The organism is Candidatus Cardinium hertigii (assembly GCF_003788695.1).
The window spans coordinates 31,767-49,737 of record NZ_RARA01000024.1; the positions used below are offsets into that span (position 1 = coordinate 31,767).

Genomic DNA, 17,971 nt, shown 5'->3' on the forward strand with positions numbered 1-17,971 from the left:
CGTTACATACGTACATTAGCGCATAAAATCATAACCCAAGGCCAACCCCAATCCATTTATACCTATTATAAAGCCATTCTTGATATATTCAAACCCAAAATCTAAAGTCCAATCAAACTTGCCATTAGCAATCTCAACCAACCGGCTTTCTGATTCATCAGGATTAAGTTTAAACCCCTTTTGCCAGTCTGGTGGCACAGAGATATTATAGTGATTTATATTATTATTATAGCTTTTTCTAACATTATGAGCCCATATAGCACGTCCTCCTCCGTATAATACGAATTGCCCTTCTCCCCTAGATAAAATCGAAAATATAGTGGCAAATTAACTGCACCAAATTCAATACGATTTGTTGGAACAGACTGCGTTGCACCTAATAAGCTTAATGGTGTGTAGTCCTCCGTAAGCTCATTTATACTATATATTAATCCAGTTTGCATACCAAACCAATCTATAGGATGCCATTCTATAAAAGAACCAATGGCGTATTCGGGACCAAGGACTATGTTATCGAGGGGATTGCCCATTTTATTAGTAAGATATCTTATATAAAGCTTACCCCAGCCTTTTATACCAAAATGTAAGGTGGAAGGTTCATTTGTAGCAATAGAATTATTTTGTTGATCCAAATGATCAATAGGTTCTGTACTGAAAGCGGGTTCATGGTTCCCAAATAACACTGTTATAATAAACACTACAATGCCTTTAAGTATCTTTGTCATTTGAATTAAAAATTTAAAAATTCAAGAATTTAAAAATGTTAATATATACGATTCATACTGTTTATGTAAACATACGTTTTATATGTTTATATTTCTAATTTATTATGCTTTCTGTAACCATATAAATATCCGTTTTTTGTAATCTATAAAATATGGCTACTACGCAAGTGAACAAATACCCATATAATGTATTCAAACAGAAAAAATTAACCCAAAACAGTGCATAAGTGATGTTCCCCGACGCAAACTATTTTTAAACAAATAACCGACTGCAATCATAACCCAACACAAGACCCCAACCATTGATACCTAATATAAATCCATTTTTTCCATTAAACTCAAATCCCAAATCCCAGTTCCAAATCATATTTAAATCAACGGTTTGACTTGGTCCACCAGGCGTATGGGCGAAAAGATCACTCAAAAGATTTTTATCTAGCAGGCCTCGCTGCTGTAGCTTATACTTTAGATTAGAGGTATTCATATGCCAAATTTTGCATTTTTCTGCACCCCACGCTACAACCAAACGAGGTCCCCCATACAATGCCAACTGACGCGTTTTTTCTGGATACAACCGCAAATATAATGGTACACTAATGGCATGAAAAGTAACTTTATGTACATCACTGGTCAATACATTTTCATCCCACTTAAAACTCTTAAGCATATCAGCAGCATTATCTTTAATAGGCCATAAGCCTGTACCTAATAGTCGTTCCTTATCTAGCATAACTTGTACTACCGGAAGAAGATAATGGTAACTATAAAGCAATCCAGTTTGAATACCCATTCCATTTAGAGGATGCCATTCTACAAAAGGACCAATTCCACTTTCTATACCCACGCCCCAATCATTTTCAATGGCTTGTTGTTTTAACTTACCCCAACCTTTGAGGCCAAAATACCAGGGACATTCTTTATTTTTAGCGAAAAAGCTATTTTCTTCATCCGGAGATAAGTTGGGCTCCTCTATCGCAAAGTTTGGTTCATGGCTTAACAATGATGCCAATAACATAACGCATGCTGCAATTTTTTGTATCTTTTTCATTATATGTAAGGTGTTATATTATATTTTTATGTACACAGTAGATGTGCTTTTATACATTGGTTATTATTTAGCGTATGGCCTATTCGATTGGAACGCTATCCACTAATAATACATAATCAATATTTATTAATTGTGCATTTAGACGTTCATAATTTTACTAATTACGGTTGTGAGTTGTTTTAGATCGTTTTTAAATGCATTCCAACACTCCAGTGCATATTGATCTACCGGAGCATCCAAATTTACTTTGTATCTCAAAGCAAGTTTATTGGCAATAAATGCCCTAAAATCAAGCATAACCTCAAAAGCAGGATGCGTTGCCTTTTTCCCTAGCTCTATCACTAGCCTATCAGCTTCCGTAAAAAAGACAGAAGCAGCCAGTAGGCAATTGCCGATATCCTCACCCGTCGGATCACATCCCATATAGTTACGATAGCTATTCAATAGCACAGGATTAGACTTTATCTTATTACTTATTTCTTTGCGATCTGCATATAACAATATTTTTAAACAAGCCTGATCTGGGTTATCTTTATCAAAATGCAGCGGCTTAACGTTAGCAATTTGTTTTTCAGGAACTGGGCTTGTATCCCTATCAAAGTGCAGCGGCTTAACGTTAGCAATTTGTTTTTCAGGAACTGGACTTGTATCCCTAACTGGATGGCCTTGCGGATGGGTATATAACCCGCGCTCAGACTTTTCATCACCACAACCGGACAAGCCGGACAAGAAAAAAAAGGAAGATATGGCTAAAGTAGCCGATAACGTTACACGCAATTTTATCATAAAAATATTCATAAAAATATATTTAAAGATCCTTTCTGATCTGACACAAGCTTACTTCCTACTATACTAAATCGTTATAGTGCTCCTACAGTTACAACCCACAACTCAACAGCTACAGACTACAGAGATAGCTCAATAGCCTACAGTAAGTAAGATTAAGATAGATTTTATTATTATCTCAACTTCGCTCTATATTATCTCTCACCTCCGCTCTAAAATACAAATAACGAAATCTATATAGGTAAATATAATGCATTTTTGTGTAATATACCATTATGCATTCCAAAAATCTACTTGTGTAATCATATATTTAGAAAGTAGGGTCCCTTTGGCTTTAATGGTTTTAATAGCAATTTTCTCCAAATCATACAAAATCGATTGCTTATCGTTACTAGTAGTAGGAGGATGCACCAAATAATGCAATTGTAAGGTAGGTTTTAGGGAAGAAGTAGCTAACATTACCTTAGCAGTATCTGACTCTAAAAAGAATAGGTGGTATTTCTTATCTAAAACCTGTTTATCTATTATAAAACGTTTTACAAAATATTTTTTTTGTATACGATACACAACTGAAAGCAAAGGGGAACCTTGTAATGGCTCTATAAGCACAACGCTAGTAGGATCTAGTTGCAAAGTTAGTGGATAGGTAGTTAAGAGATAGTACCCTTCCTTAAACACCAAAAGTATTTTGTCTGTAGGACCAAAAGAACCCAATAATTGTCCCCGACCATTATGTGCAACGCGACCGGTACCTTTATCGTACCATAGCTCAATTTCTGCTAAGGTAGAAATACCTTGCTCTTTGAGCTGAACTTTATAAATGGAATGTTTGGTCAGGATATTCCCCTTAGCAGAACGGCCCTTTATGGATACATTAGCAAAATTAAAGATAATTTTTTTGTTAATAGCGCTGCTGATAGGAGAGAGTAAAATGGTAAGCGTTTCTGCCTCTCCATTAGGATTATCGCTCAAATAAAGTATGCTAGTACCAGCTGTACCTGACGTTACCTTATAGGTTTTATCCCGTGTGATACCCAATACCTGAAAACGTTTTGCAAAGGTAATACCCGTAGCGCCATCTACATAGATAAGATTATAACAGCGCCTGGTCTCTCCCTTTTCATACATAGCGGTATGTATAATGTCTTTCCCTACAAAAACCTTATCTGTGATTTTAGTAATGATGCATGTGCCATCTTTTCGAATAACGATGGCATCATCCATATCTGAACAAGCCGATACAAATTCTTCTGATTTAAGTCCATACCCTATAAAGCCTTGCTTACGGTTTACATACAAGCCCTGGTTTTTTATGGTTACTTCATGCCGTTGAATGGGATCGAAACGGGTCAAAATGGTTTTTCTTTCTCGACCTTTGCCATATTTTTCAAGCAATTTAGCATACCAAGCTATGGTGTAATCCTTTACATTAGCTAAATGGTGTATAGTAGTGGCTAAATCTGTTTGAAGCTGCATCAATATTTCCTGCGCACGCAAGCTGTCATACTGCGAAATGCGCTTGATCTTAATCTCTGTTAATCGAATAATATCATCTTCTACAATAGACCTATACAAATCAGTTGCATAGGGCTTCAGATGGTCTGCTATGGTTATTAAAACACTTTCCCAAGTTTTACATGCTTCTATCGCTCTGTAGATACGATTTTTTATAAAAATTTGCTCTAAACTGGCAAAAAGTAATTTTTCTTCTAAAGCCTTTTGGGCTAGTTGTAGCTCTTGTTCCAATAAAGCAGTAGTACGGTCTACCGTATAAGCTAATAATGTATTGACCGTTAGAAAAACGGGCTTCTCATCTTGAATCACACAAGCATTAGTGGCATAACTTACTTCACAATCTGTAAAAAGATAGAGTGCATCTACCACGGTTTCTGCCCACTGGTTAGGAAGTAAATTAACCAGTATTTCAACATTTTCTGCAGTATTGTCCGTGACATTTTTAATTTTTATTTTACCTTTTTCATGTGCTTTTAAAATGGAATCGATTAAACTGATCGTAGTAGTCCCGTAAGGTATTTGCGTTATGACCAATGTTTGTTTATCACGGATTACTATAGTAGCACGCACACGAACCTTCCCTCCTCTTTGGCCTGCCTGATAATGCGTACAGTCTACCGATCCACCAGTAGCAAAATCTGGCCATAAGGTAACCGCTTTGCCCTTGAGTAGATCAATAGATGCCTCTACCAGTTCTATAAAATTATGGGGTAAAATTTTGGTAGTGAGCCCCACCGCAATGCCCTCAGCACCCTGTACCAGTAACAAAGGGAACTTAACAGGTAGGGTACGGGGCTCCTGTTTTCTACCATCATAAGAGAGCTGCCATGTTGTAATCTGTGGGCTATAAAGCATTTCTTTACCCACTGGCGAAAGCCGGGCTTCTATATAACGTGCAGCAGCCGCACTATCCCCTGTACGCACGTCTCCCCAATTACCTTGCGTATCTATTAATAATTCTTTTTGGCCCATTCCTACAATAGCTTCTGCAATAGAGGCATCCCCATGGGGGTGGTATTGCATGGTTTGTCCTACAATATTAGCCACCTTATTGTAACGACCATCATCAATAAGGTACATGGCATGGAGAATTCGGCGCTGAACAGGTTTAAGACCATCTTCAATAGCAGGTATGGCACGCTCTAAGATTACGTAAGAAGCGTATGCTAAAAACCAATGCTTATACATCACCTCCATAGGAGGCACACCTGCTGCCTTAGTTCCATCCTGCAAACTAGGCACTAGACCATATGCTTCTTCCTTCATAATCGTAAAATAGCGCCAGTTGGTAGCTTATTAACCATTTTGGAAAGCTTTTATTTTTTAGCTCTTTGGACCGCCTCCATTAACAATGCTACGGCTTTTTCTTTCCCCTCAAATCCCTTTATTTTTACCCATTTTTCATTTTCTAAATCTTTATAGTGGCTAAAAAAATGCATAATACGTCCTTTTAAAAGGGGATCGATTTGTTCAATATCTTCCATATACGCAAACTCAGGCGCTGCTTTTTGGGTAGGTAGGGCAATAATTTTTTCATCAGGTCCCGCTTCATCTTCCATCAATAGTACGCCAATAGGTCTAGTTTTAATTACCACACCAGGCATAATAGGCCAACTAGTGATTACCAAAACATCAGAAGGATCTCCATCACCAGAACGGGTATGGGGTACAAATCCATAGTTACAAGGGTAATACATGGCCGTTGAGATAAATCTATCCACAAATAAAGCACCAGAGGCTTTATCCATTTCATACTTTACAGGATTATGATGCATCGGTATTTCAATGATTACATGCATATCATTGGGGAAATTATCTCCTAATGTTATCTTTTCTATATTCATAACAATATGTATTGTATATTTAAATTAGTTACAGTTCATCAACATGCGTGCTGGCTTACATATTACATATATTGACCATACGCAAACCGTAATCTACAAAATTGTTATGAATCAAGAGGCAAATAGAATTATCCGTTCACTTGCGTGGTAGCCATATTTTTTATAGATTATGGCAAATGGCTAATATTTAATGATTGATGATTTTATCCATTTTTTTTAAAACTATTTTTTTAAAATAAAGTTAAAGCTACTTTTTTTGCTTGATCAAAAAAAGTAGCCAAAAAAAATCAAGCGCTGGTGAAAAAAGCTGTTGAAAAGAAAGGAAAAAAACCGAAAATCAAATCTCGCTCCTACGGAGCTCAGACAAAATGATTTTCTTTTGATTTTTTTCCTTTCTTTTCTTTCCACAGTTTTTTCAAGGCGCATTTCTGTTTGCACGGATATCCATAAAGCATTAATAAATGGTAAAGCCATAGAAGCTGCTACTATTCAGCTATTTACAAGCAATCAGCGTCAATAGCAAGGTAAAAAAAATCAACAAAGAGGAATGAGATACTTGGTGAAAATCAGTATAAACTATCTCTATACATCAAAGCAGGCCGTTGCAACGGCCCCAGAACGCAGCAAATTAGATAATAAGTTAGCTCTTCCTTATGGGATTAGGCTAACCTTTGTTCTTACTCTTTTATTTATATAAATTTATTATAAAACATTTCATAATTGTTTTCTCTTTATAATTATTAATTTCGGTGTTTATGTAATCTTCAATAGTATTAACCACGTTGCCTAATACGATGCCTAATCGTATTTTATTTTCTATTTCTAGAGGTCGTATAATTTTTAATAAATTTTTATAGGATGTTTTTACACTTTCTTTTTTATTTTCTTTGGCTGCTTCTACTTTTTCTGTGTATTTTTTATTTTCATATTCATAATTTTTTATGATATTTTGAAATTCTTCATAAGATATAGATAAAGATTTATTTTTTTCTTCTATTACTTTTCTTAAAGCAATCTTCTTATCCTGGGTATTGGTCTCGTCGTGGTATGCGGAAGAAAGTTTAGTAGCCAATGCAGATAAGGCACTTTGGTAATTTTTTTCAATCTCCTTCAAATGAACCGATTGGGTGGATCCTAGTTTCTTACCCATTATTTTTTTATTTAAAACATCTTTTAGATAATTTATTATATAAGATGTATTACCCTGATTAGGAAGGGATACAGATTGAGAGGCATGAAGTTGGTTCTCTTTATTACTACCATCATTAATATTAACAAACGAACTTGAGCTAGCACCAGGAACAGGATTCTTAGGCCTAATAGGTTTAGGTATACAAGAAACTGGAACTTGGGAGATATTGTTAATGGACAAAAATGGCCCGATTGAGCTAGAAGATGCATTTCCTACAACACTTGTTGAAGGTCTAAGACTTTCATCATTATCATTGATGATATAATCAGCTGAAGTTCTGAGTAATTTTATACTAGTATCCAACCCCTTGTCTAAATTTTTTAACGTATTGTAATGCTTTCTGGATAGGCCACGTCTCTTAATAACTTTTCCTAGTCCTATTCTCATAGGGTTTACGATTTTTATAATTTTCGTAATGGTTTGTGATACCGTAGCTTTAGGTAAATTTTTTTTATTATCATTGCGTAATTCCTCTAAATCACCCGCACTCTCCTTAATTGATTTTTGTAAAGCAAGCACATCAGTTTTTAAAGAAAATATATTTTCTTGTTCTATTGATGATACACTTTCTACCAGATTATCAAATAGATCTGTTAAATCTTTACATTTCCCTTCTAAAGTTTTTAAACAATTTTCTAAATCATTTACCTTACTTTGTACATTTTCTATGTGAATATTTTTATTTTTTATTTCCTCAGACAGTTTCGTGAGTGAGGTATTTATTCCTTCCAAAATTCCATTATTGTTATTAAAAATTTCATTATATTTTAGCTTCATTTTTTTTGCTAATTTTTTTAATAAACTTTTATTTTTATCATCATAATCATCATCATCATCATCATCATCATCATCATCATCATCGAGGATACACTTTTTTAAATTTTTTATTATATCCTTAAATGATTGTCTATTACCCATGATCTTTGAAATGATCTTTGAACTAACTCCTGCTAATGCTTCCTCAATTAATCCTTTTAATTGATTAGAAGGTATTTGTTGCTGTTTATACCCCTCTATCAACTGCTGTAATGGTCCTAGACTAGGCATATAATAAGGCAACATGTCTACCTCTTCTTTTAATTTTGCCATATCTTGGCTGATCCCTTCCTTTAATTTTGCCATATCCTGGCTTATTTCTCCTTTAAAGGTTGCCAATGACGTATCCAATAGCTCTTTTATATCTATTTCTTGTATCTTCTTAAGCCGTTGTAAAACATCCTCCAGTACTTCATCTATACGCATGGCCGATAAGCGCTCTATCGTCTGTTGCATATCTTTTTGGTTTTCGCGGAGTATTTTTAATTCTTGCATAACTGCTTTATGCTTATTATCAACGCAAGAAAAATTAAACATAAAAAAAGCAGGTACAACCATATTAGTAAAAGAATTTTTCATTTGCATATTTAGTTTTATTTTATATATTTAGTATTATGATAAAATGGTAGATTATAAATTCAACACGCAACAAAAGGCAAAAGTGCTAAGCCGATCCGATACCAGTCGAGTAAGCCAAACATTGAAATCAGTATCAGCCATAACCGTAATGCTTTTGCATAATTTGCATAATGTTGTTATGTAATCAAGGCATAGATTTATATAATAAATTTTATAATCAAGTGTTTATTATATATCCACCTAGATGGTATCTATATATCCACCTAAAATGCCTAAAATTTTAGGTGGTATTGTAAATGGAACTCACAATTTTAAGCAAATTATTATAAATATCCAAATATTTTTACGTATTTAACAGTTTTTTTAACCAATCTGGTCTGTTGTACGCTATATCTTTGCTTGTATCCGTTCAGTGATGTGGCCTATGCGTATCCCTGTTCGTACCAATTAGAAATAGCACAATAATGCAAAATCATAAAAACGCGCCTTGAACAAAGCTGTGATTAGAAAATTTTAGTCTGAAAGGTAGTAGAAAATCAGCCTGTTTGAGCCTACTCTTCGTCTTTGAAAAGCTGGCTGCGTTCCGCTTCGGGATTCAGTGTACTCGCATAGTGGGTACTATGCTGCGTGCGCTTCACCCTCGAGCGCCTTGCCAGCTTCCCAAATCCATTGAGTAACCGTAGGAAGGGCGAGTTTTGATTTTCAGCTTTCAGACTGAAATTTTCAACAGCTTTGTTCACCAGCGCTTGATTTTTTTTGGCTACTTTTTTTGATCAAGCAAAAAAAGTAGCTTTAAAAAAAGCAGTTTTTTTTAAATGGATAAAATCATCAATAATCTATAAAATATGGCTACCATGCAAGTGAATGGATACAATTTAAGACATTTGCCCCCGTTCTTTGCTATGGCTGGAGCTCTCTATAGGCTGCATTAACTAGTCGAAACATGCTCCTAGCTACTGGAGAATTATTATTTTTATCTGGATGCCACTGCAAAGATAATTGATAATAGGCACTCCTAATAGCTTTCTGATTAGCATCCACACCCAAACCCAAGATGCGCCTAGCCTCCACTTGAGACATCCTTTTAGCTGCTATGTTCCTGCTTGGTTCGATATGATTAGAAGTATAATTTGATGCATCATGCACATAAGAAGAAGTAAGGTGTTGTGTATGATGGTACAAATGCCTTACCCCTTTCGCCCCCTTAACAGCAGCATACTTGGCTGCAGAAGCTGCAATGGGCGCTATATAGACAACCCCTTTGCCCCCCTTAACGGCAGCATACTTAGCTGCAGAAGCTGCAATGGGCGCCATATAAGACAACCCCTTTGCCCCCTTAACAGCAGCATACTTGGTTGCAGAAGCTGCAATGGGCGCCATATAGACAACCCCTTGCGCCCCCTTAACGGCAGCATACTTGGCTGCAGAAGCTGCAATGGGGGTTGCATATTTAATACCGGCTGCACCCTTGCTAGCAGCATAAGAAAGACCCGTACTGGCCATTGTCATACCATGTGCAGCAGCTTGCGATAAACCCGTACCACACTCCCCTAAAATTTCCTTAATCTTAGCAAGATATCCACTTCTATTTTTCAGCATGGTTACCTCTACTGTGCCATCTTGTGCATATGGCATAGGTTTTACAGCTGATGGCACAGTATTGATATCTTCACCAGGAATACACATCAGAAGATGCATCCGACAAGCATGTTGTAATAATTTTCGGAGATAGGTCAATACACCATCAGTTTGATCTATTGCTACATTTTGCATAGCTGCTATTTCCTCAACATACGCTATCACTCTGTCGGTCATGGTTGTTTCTTCAATACGATAACAGCTTAAAGCTGCATAAAGTTCTTTTTTGATTGCAGCAATGCTTTCCCGTTCTTTAACTTGTATCTCAGCTATTAGATCAATTACACGCTTGATGTTCTCATTTAACTTAAAAAACTTCTTGTTTTCTTTAGGCATTAGCATATCAGCTAAAGGTGCTATCTTATCCGCTGCCTTTTTCCTAATCTTAGCTATTTTTTTTAGACTTTCACTTATGCTAACTGCAGATGCGGATACAGTTTTAAGATCAGTTGACGTGGTATGTAAAATTTCTCGTAATCTACTAGGCCAAGCGGTTGCACTATACTGTGTATGTACCATCACCCCTTGTGCACAAATTGCATCAGTATCAATTTCACTCGCATACATTTCCATAATATGTGCAGCTTCTTGCGCAGCTTCAGCAATAGCTTTGGTTTGTTCTGCAACCTTTTTTACGTCAAGCTTGTTGGGATCTACCACTACCCATGGGGAATCGTCTTTTTTATCATCCAATAACAATGTGCTAACATGGGCACTGTTATTTTCATAATTGTTTTCTACAGTAAGCTTACTTACTGATTTACTACACCCAACCAACGCAATGGTAGATAAGTAAAAGAAAGGAGTTCCTAATACCCTATTTCTATAATTTTGGTTTGTCATAATGCTTTATTATTTACTACTTAATTAGTTTAAAAGTTTAAATGTAATTTTACTGTTTAGTATTAGCTACCGCTAGCTAACTATGCAAGTTTAAGGAAATAATCACCCAAATACAAATTTGGGTGATCTTATAGCTTTTTTCGTATCCGTGCTTTTTTTGTATCCATATTTTAGTTTGACGGAACATCCTAGACTAGGGATAATAGCATAAGCTTATGACGTAATTATTATTATATTAGAGCATAAATTAACCTAATTTCGGATAAAGTTTTCTAAAAAAAATGAGAATCATTCTTTTTATGTTTACATATTAAAGTTTAGCATTTCAAAAAATGCGTTTTAGGAGAAGTTGCTTTGCTTTTTCTTGTGGCTACTTTCTCAAGCAAAAAGGAACCAGAAATATTAGACTTCATAAGTTTTGGTATTTCTTTAATCCGGAACGCAAGTTGTTTTATGGTAATTACGTTTAAATATATTATAGGGTATGCGTTTTATATTAAGATTAATCAGTTGTGGCTTTATTGTTGTGGGTAATGGTAATAGGGCTATAGCAAATGAAAAAGAAAAACCAGCAGCTGTCCATCATACAGCCGCTTGTTGCGTCAATTTACCCCAGGCAGCAAAAGCGGATCACATCTCCTGTGTGACAGCCTTGCTTGCAAATAGAGCTAATGCAAATGAAAGAGAAAAAAGCAGTGGCTGTACAGCTTTACATTATGCAGCATCTAAAGGATCTTTACGTTGTATCACAACTTTAATTGCGCATAAAGCGGTTATAGATGCCAAAGATAAGCATGGTTGGCATGCTTTGCATTATGCAATGGATAGGGGGCATGTAAATTGTATTGAAGCTTTAAGTAAAAATGTAAATAAAGTCAATATAAAGGGGCAAACGCCTTTGCATCTTGCAGTACAGAAGGATTATACGGATTGCATTATACATTTAATAAATAAGAACGCTGAGGTGAATGTAAAAGATAAGCAAGGTTGTACACCTTTGCATCTTGCTGCAGAAAGGAGAAACCTGGATTCTATTTCAATATTGATTAAGCATGGTGCTAAGCATAAAAAAGATAAAAAGGGATGGACGCCATTGCATTACACAGCATATAATGGTCATTTAAATGGTATATCTCTGCTAATAGACCAGGGTGCTAATATAAAGGAATGTACCAAAGAAGATTCGAATGTGTTACATCTTGCACTTCAAAATAGCCATCCAGATTGTATTACATTTTTGATTGGCAAGGGTACAAATGTACGCAAAGCGAATAAATGGGGTAAAATTCCTTTACATTATGCAGCGGAAAAAGGGTATAAGGATGGTATGACAGCATTGATTGAACATGGTAGTGACATAGATAAAAAAGATAAAAAGGAATGGACGCCATTGCATTACACAGCATATAATGGTCATTTAAATGGTATATCTCTACTAATAGACCAGGGTGCCAATATAAAGGAATGTACCAAAGAAGGTTCGAATGTATTACATCTTGCACTTCAAAATAACCACTTAGATTGTGCCACATTTTTGATTGGCAAGGGTGCAGATGTACGCAAAGTGCATAAATCGGGAAGAATTCCTTTGCATTATGCAGCGGAAAAAGGATATAAGGATTGTATGGTAGCATTGATTGAGCGTGATAGTGACATAGATAAAAAGGATAAAAAAGGATGGACGCCATTGCATTATGCAGCATTTAATGGTCATTTAAATAGTATATCTCTACTAATAGATCAGGGTGCTAATATAAAGGAGTGTACCAAGGAAGATTCGAATGTGTTACATCTTGCACTTGAAAATAGCCATCTAGATTGTGCTACATTTTTGATTGGCAAGGGTGCAGATGTACACAAAGTGGATAAATCTGGAAAAATTCCTTTACATTATGCGGCGGAAAATGGATATAGGGATTGTATGGCAACATTGATTGAGCATGGTAGTGATGTAAATAAAAAGGATAAAAAAGGATGGACGCCATTGCATTGTGCAACACTTAATGGTCATTCAAATGATATATCTCTACTAATAGATCAGGGTGCCAATATAAGGGAGTGTACGGTAGACGGTCGGAATGCGCTCCATCTTGCGGCTCAAAGTGGTAATGTACATTACATTAAAATCTTAATTGCCAATGGCCTTGATGTAAATGAGGGAACTAAGTATTATTCTGAAATTACATATAAAGACAGAGTGTATGAAACGATAATCATAACAGAAACTATGTTTGGTTGGACACCTTTACAGTTCGCAGCCGAACATGGCCATTTAGATTGCATAATATTATTGATTAATCTTGGGGCTGATCCAAACAGAAAAGATAATTGTTTAGGGGAAACTGCCTTACATTGTGCAGTAAAAAATGGCCTAAAACATGGTTCTTTGAAATGTATTAAAGTTTTGCTTGATTTTGGAGCTAATCCCCATCATCAAAATACTGATGGGGCTACACCGTTAGATCTGTTTGAGAAAATAGAATCATCTGTAGGACGCGCACAAATTAATTATGTAAAGGAGATATTACAAGAATCTATGCAAAAAACGGAAAGACCAAAAGATTTTAAACCGTATAGAATCGATTGGGCAAAAGCACAGAAGAAATATAAATAATTTTTAATTACCATACTAGGCTAGATCCTTCCATCTGTTCCTTTTTTCTATTCGTTCAGTTATGTGGCTTTTAAGAATCTATTCCGTCTTTAATCTATAGCCTCATTTTCTATATCATTATCGTATATATTTTCATTCTTGTTTCCGAAAATCTGATAACCAATTGTAAATGACAAGAAATAATTCTTTATACTTTCTTTATCCTTAACTGTACCTGTCCTACTTAGATCTGTTTGGCTAAACCAATTTATTTCTTCTTTAAGCATACCTAAAAACCCTAGTGTGCTTCTTAGATCTAGATACAATCCGGAAGTCCATTCATAAGCTGTTCCAAGTGATAGAGCAATATCCCTATATAAATTATCTTTAAATGCAAATTTCTCTTCTTTAGCATTCCCAGATTTTTTAACTAGGCACGTTTTTTTAGGAGTAAAACTGAATACGCCAGCTAAGCATATTTTCCAGATATCTGTATTCGGCCTAAGGCTTAATGGATATATAACTATCCCTGGTGAGAGAAATACGTTATGGGTTATGAACTTTACATAGGAATCATTCAAATTGTTCTGTTTATCCACTACCAAAGTGCCACCCTGGCATAGGTAACCTAACCCAACCTCGTAACCTGTGTATTGGGTTACTGCTAATTCTACGCATATGCTTCCCGTAAACCTTGGCGTTTCTAGAAAACTCTTTTTCGTTGATTCCCCTTTAATTCCAGCTGAATATAGTTCAGTGTCATCAAAATTTTTACAAATGCTCCAAAGAGAAGAGCTACTTATCCCAACTTTCGCACCTACCCTCCAGTAATCTATACCGCTCGTCTGATCAGCATATGCATCATACCCCCCCTGTAAAGTAATACATACCCATGCACTGCCTTTTAGTATCTTTTTTATTTTTTTTAAAATCATTTTCAATGTTTATTCTGTCATTATGCGTTTGGCTAGCTTTGCTAAACAGCATGGTTTGCCTGTATACTTTATACTTTGCTATACCACCTAAGATTTGGGCCTATCGCAAATCATTCAGTGTAATTACATTAAGATAATGTAAAAAAAAATATTGGCAATGGATAAAATAAGGCTAGCGCTATCGTTATCCCAAATGGTTACAAATGCGAACTAATACGTAAAATTTTTTTGTAAATACCATTAACAATAAGTATCCTTGCAAAGGGTGCCCCCTATACTCCTAAATAGGAGAGGGAAGGACCATCAAGCTTCATTATATAGTAGGAAGGATAAAATAGTTATAACTGAAATAGTTATAACTGATTATTAAAACGCAAAAGAAGTATAGCAATGGCTTGATTTGTCCTTAACACATTTGGAATACAAAACAGTACAATTAAACGAATAAAAATATGAAAAAGCAGTTTATCTTTCCTAGATTGTTCTTATTAGGTAGCAGTTTTACGGCATGTCAGGTTAACAACCAGGCAATAGATCATAAAAAACGGCTTCCAAATGAGTTAACGGAACAAATAATGCAATGTATGCCTGGTGCATATAATCTTGAAAAGCTACAACAGGGTTTGCCACAAAATACTGATGAAGCTGCTGTCGTGCGTGTTGAATTGGCTAGACGTCAAGCTTATTATGCCTTATATAGATCCTATGTAGATCAATTCAGTACCCTAACAGAACTTCGCAATTGGCCAAATAATACTGATGAAAACCATTTGCGTGCAGCAGCTGAAGCTTTGGCATATAATCAAACAATTACGAAGATTGACCTGGCTTTCGAAAGTATTGGTTCTGAAGGGGCAAAAGCGCTAGCTCGGGCTTTGGAAAAGAATAGCACAATTACGGATATTAATCTGCGTTATAATAGTATTTTTATTGATGGGGTAGAAGTACTGGCTAAGGCTTTGGAAACAAATAGTACCATTACGAAAATTGACCTTAGTGGGAATCAAATGGGCGGCTTTTGCGGGGCGGCAGTGCTAGCTAAGGCTTTAGAAACAAATAGTACCATTACGAAAATTGACCTTAGTGGGATTAATATTGATTCCAAGCCGCTTGTAGAATTTCATGAGAGGTTACGTAAGGAGATATTACGTCTAAAAAATGCCCTAGGAGATGCCCTAGGTGACCGAGCTAATGCTGCTGCCCCAGACTGGAAGAACATGGCTGCTGCAAAAGCAGCAGAGCTAAATGCACAAGAAGCAGAGCTAGATGCAGTTGAAGCAGAGCTAGATGCAGCTGAAGCAAAGCTAGCTGCAGATGCAGCAGTGCTAACTAAGGCTTTGAAACAGAATCGCATAACACAAGATAGTGGAAGTAGTCTACCAGGGTGCAGCATAATCTAACTTGCTTGGAACATATAATAGATTTTAATAATTTTTCTAAAATATGTGCGTTTTTAGAGCGCACGTACGCAATACGTTAATGGAATGGTAGATTCATCAATATTTATGAAAGTTATAAAGATACCACGCCGTATTATACAGCATATACATATACGTTTTCTCATTTTGGGCGTAATATGGGCAGTTGCTGCCTGTAGCAGTATAAAGCAACATGTACAAGAATCTAGACCACAAAGGAGAGAACTACCTCGCGAATTGCAGCGCGAAATAGCCCAGTTTCTTCCCCATAGAGGTCTTCATGCATACCAGTCTGTATATCCGCTAGGTTACTATGAATCCGAACTTCATCGATGTAACAGTTTACATATGGCCGCTGAAAATGGCCATGCCATATGTATATGTAAATTACTTGATGATGGTGCAAATGTCGACGTACCAGATGTTAACAATGGGTTCACTCCTCTATGTATAGCAGCTAGACATGGCCACGCAGCATGTGTTAGTTTATTACTTGCGGCTGGTGCAAATGCCGACTTACCAAATGTTAACAATGGGTTCACTCCTCTATATATAGCAGCTAGACATGGCCATGCAGAGTGTATGAATTTATTACTTACTGCTGGTGCAGATATTAATATTATGCCAAACGGGTCTATACGTTCTATTATATATGTAGCCGCTAAAAATGGCTATGCAGCGTGTATTACAACGTTACTGGATGCATTAAGAAGGGCTGGTGCATCGCAAGGTAATATACGAGATCAAGTTAATACTAATTGTCCTGGGAAAAGAACTATGCCATTACATATAGTAGCTCAAAATGGTTATGCGGCGTGTATTGATGCATTAATAGATGCTGGTGCTATGTGTAATAAACAAAATACATATGGAGATACCCCTTTGCATGCAGCAGCTAAATCTAACCAGGCAAACATCATTAGAACATTAGTAGTGCAACACGATGCAATACTTGACATAAAAAATAAATACGATCAAACGCCTTTGCATGTAGCCATTAGAAATTACAAATTAGACGCTATTAAGACATTATTGCAACTTGGAGCAGATATCCATTTAAAAGGTACAGTACATATAAAAGGTAAAAAATGGGAAGGCGACGCTTTTCAGATAGCCGCACTACATAAAATACGTACACAACGTATAGAATGTGCTACATTACTGCAAGCTTATGCAAGCAAACATGCTGAATTGGTAGGATCATTGCAGGACTGCATAAAAAATGGTGATATAAGTTTTATTGAAAAATTACAGCGTACTGGTGTTACGCTTGAAATGCCCAATAGCAACGGTGATACCGCCTTACATCTAGCAGCTCAATATGGCCAGGTAGATGTTATTGAAGCATTGTATAGACACAACACAAATATAGACATGAATATACGTAATCTTTACAATAGCCGTACGCCTTTGCATGTAGCAGCTCAATATGGTCAACCAGACGCTATCCGCATATTACTACAATATGGCGCAGAACGTGACATCCAGGATAACTACGCTGGCTTTACCCCTTTACATCTAGCAGCTCTACGTGGTCAGGTAGCTGCTATTCAAGCATTAGTAGAGGCTGAAGCACCAGTTAATGTGCAAAGCAATCAGGGTCTTACCCCTTTAGAATTAGCAATTAAGGGAAAATATTTAGCATGTGCTAAAATATTACTGGAAGCTGGTGCATATATAAATATGCAATGTAATAATCCTTATATGCAATATAATAATCCTTTTCCAGACACCATAGAGGACCGTAACGTATATATTGCATGCGTTCTTGCATGGCTAAAAGAAACAATCCCCTAGTAAGCCTACCGCTGGGCCCCTAGCGGGGCTGGGGGGCTGCGGCTTCTCTGGCTTTGCAGCTTAGCTTCTTGTATGCCCCTGTTTGCTGTAAGCTATACGCTAACTTATTGTTAATAAGTAAATAATTTCTTAAACTTGCAGTTATAAGTAGTAGATTTAGGGCCTAATCAGTAGTAGCTAAAACAGCTACATACCTAATTAATAGGATAGGTTCTTATAATCCCATGGAAAGGGATGGTTAT

The 17,971-nt window shown here is 36.2% G+C and carries 12 protein-coding genes; 3 read left to right on the plus strand and 9 right to left on the minus strand.

The window, feature by feature from the left end; translation table 11 throughout:
• Positions 1-15: 15 nt before the first annotated feature.
• From EDM02_RS02600 to EDM02_RS02635, 8 genes are all read right to left on the minus strand, one after another.
• Positions 16-198, minus strand: coding sequence for a hypothetical protein (locus tag EDM02_RS02600; RefSeq protein ID WP_123662837.1), 183 nt, complete (start codon positions 196-198; stop codon positions 16-18).
• 17 nt (positions 199-215) lie between these two features.
• Positions 216-725 (minus strand): porin family protein, encoded by a 510-nt coding sequence (locus EDM02_RS02605; protein ID WP_123662839.1) that lies wholly within the window; start codon positions 723-725, stop codon positions 216-218.
• A 253-nt stretch (positions 726-978) separates the two neighbouring features.
• Entirely contained in the window at positions 979-1,773 is a 795-nt protein-coding gene (locus EDM02_RS02610; protein ID WP_221179598.1) for a hypothetical protein, read from the minus strand.
• 138 nt (positions 1,774-1,911) lie between these two features.
• The gene (locus EDM02_RS02615; RefSeq protein WP_123662842.1) at positions 1,912-2,571 is read right to left on the minus strand and encodes a hypothetical protein; all 660 of its coding nucleotides are present in this window, start codon (positions 2,569-2,571) and stop codon (positions 1,912-1,914) included.
• 261 nt (positions 2,572-2,832) lie between these two features.
• Positions 2,833-5,340 carry a DNA gyrase/topoisomerase IV subunit A gene (locus EDM02_RS02620; RefSeq protein ID WP_123662844.1) on the minus strand — a complete coding sequence of 836 codons (2,508 nt, stop codon included), beginning with the start codon at positions 5,338-5,340 and terminating at the stop codon, positions 2,833-2,835.
• Between the two features lie 50 nt (positions 5,341-5,390).
• Positions 5,391-5,918, minus strand: a complete 528-nt coding sequence (gene ppa, locus EDM02_RS02625) for an inorganic diphosphatase (RefSeq protein WP_123662847.1) — start codon at positions 5,916-5,918, stop codon at positions 5,391-5,393.
• Between the two features lie 685 nt (positions 5,919-6,603).
• Complete coding sequence (locus EDM02_RS02630; RefSeq protein ID WP_123662849.1) at positions 6,604-8,511, minus strand: hypothetical protein; 1,908 nt, start codon at positions 8,509-8,511, stop codon at positions 6,604-6,606.
• Positions 8,512-9,405: 894 nt separating this feature from the next.
• Complete coding sequence (locus EDM02_RS02635; protein WP_123662850.1) at positions 9,406-10,986, minus strand: J domain-containing protein; 1,581 nt, start codon at positions 10,984-10,986, stop codon at positions 9,406-9,408.
• 484 nt (positions 10,987-11,470) lie between these two features.
• Between EDM02_RS02635 and EDM02_RS02640 the strand changes: the two genes are divergently transcribed.
• Positions 11,471-13,600 carry an ankyrin repeat domain-containing protein gene (locus EDM02_RS02640; protein WP_123662852.1) on the plus strand — a complete coding sequence of 710 codons (2,130 nt, stop codon included), beginning with the start codon at positions 11,471-11,473 and terminating at the stop codon, positions 13,598-13,600.
• 89 nt (positions 13,601-13,689) lie between these two features.
• Here EDM02_RS02640 and EDM02_RS02645 read toward each other — a convergent pair whose 3' ends face one another.
• Positions 13,690-14,514 carry a hypothetical protein gene (locus tag EDM02_RS02645; RefSeq protein WP_123662854.1) on the minus strand — a complete coding sequence of 275 codons (825 nt, stop codon included), beginning with the start codon at positions 14,512-14,514 and terminating at the stop codon, positions 13,690-13,692.
• A 452-nt stretch (positions 14,515-14,966) separates the two neighbouring features.
• Here EDM02_RS02645 and EDM02_RS02650 point away from each other — a divergent pair, with 452 nt between their 5' ends.
• Entirely contained in the window at positions 14,967-15,914 is a 948-nt protein-coding gene (locus EDM02_RS02650) for a leucine-rich repeat domain-containing protein (protein WP_123662856.1), read from the plus strand.
• Positions 15,915-16,019: 105 nt separating this feature from the next.
• Entirely contained in the window at positions 16,020-17,729 is a 1,710-nt protein-coding gene (locus tag EDM02_RS02655) for an ankyrin repeat domain-containing protein (protein ID WP_184891102.1), read from the plus strand.
• Positions 17,730-17,971 lie beyond the last annotated feature (242 nt).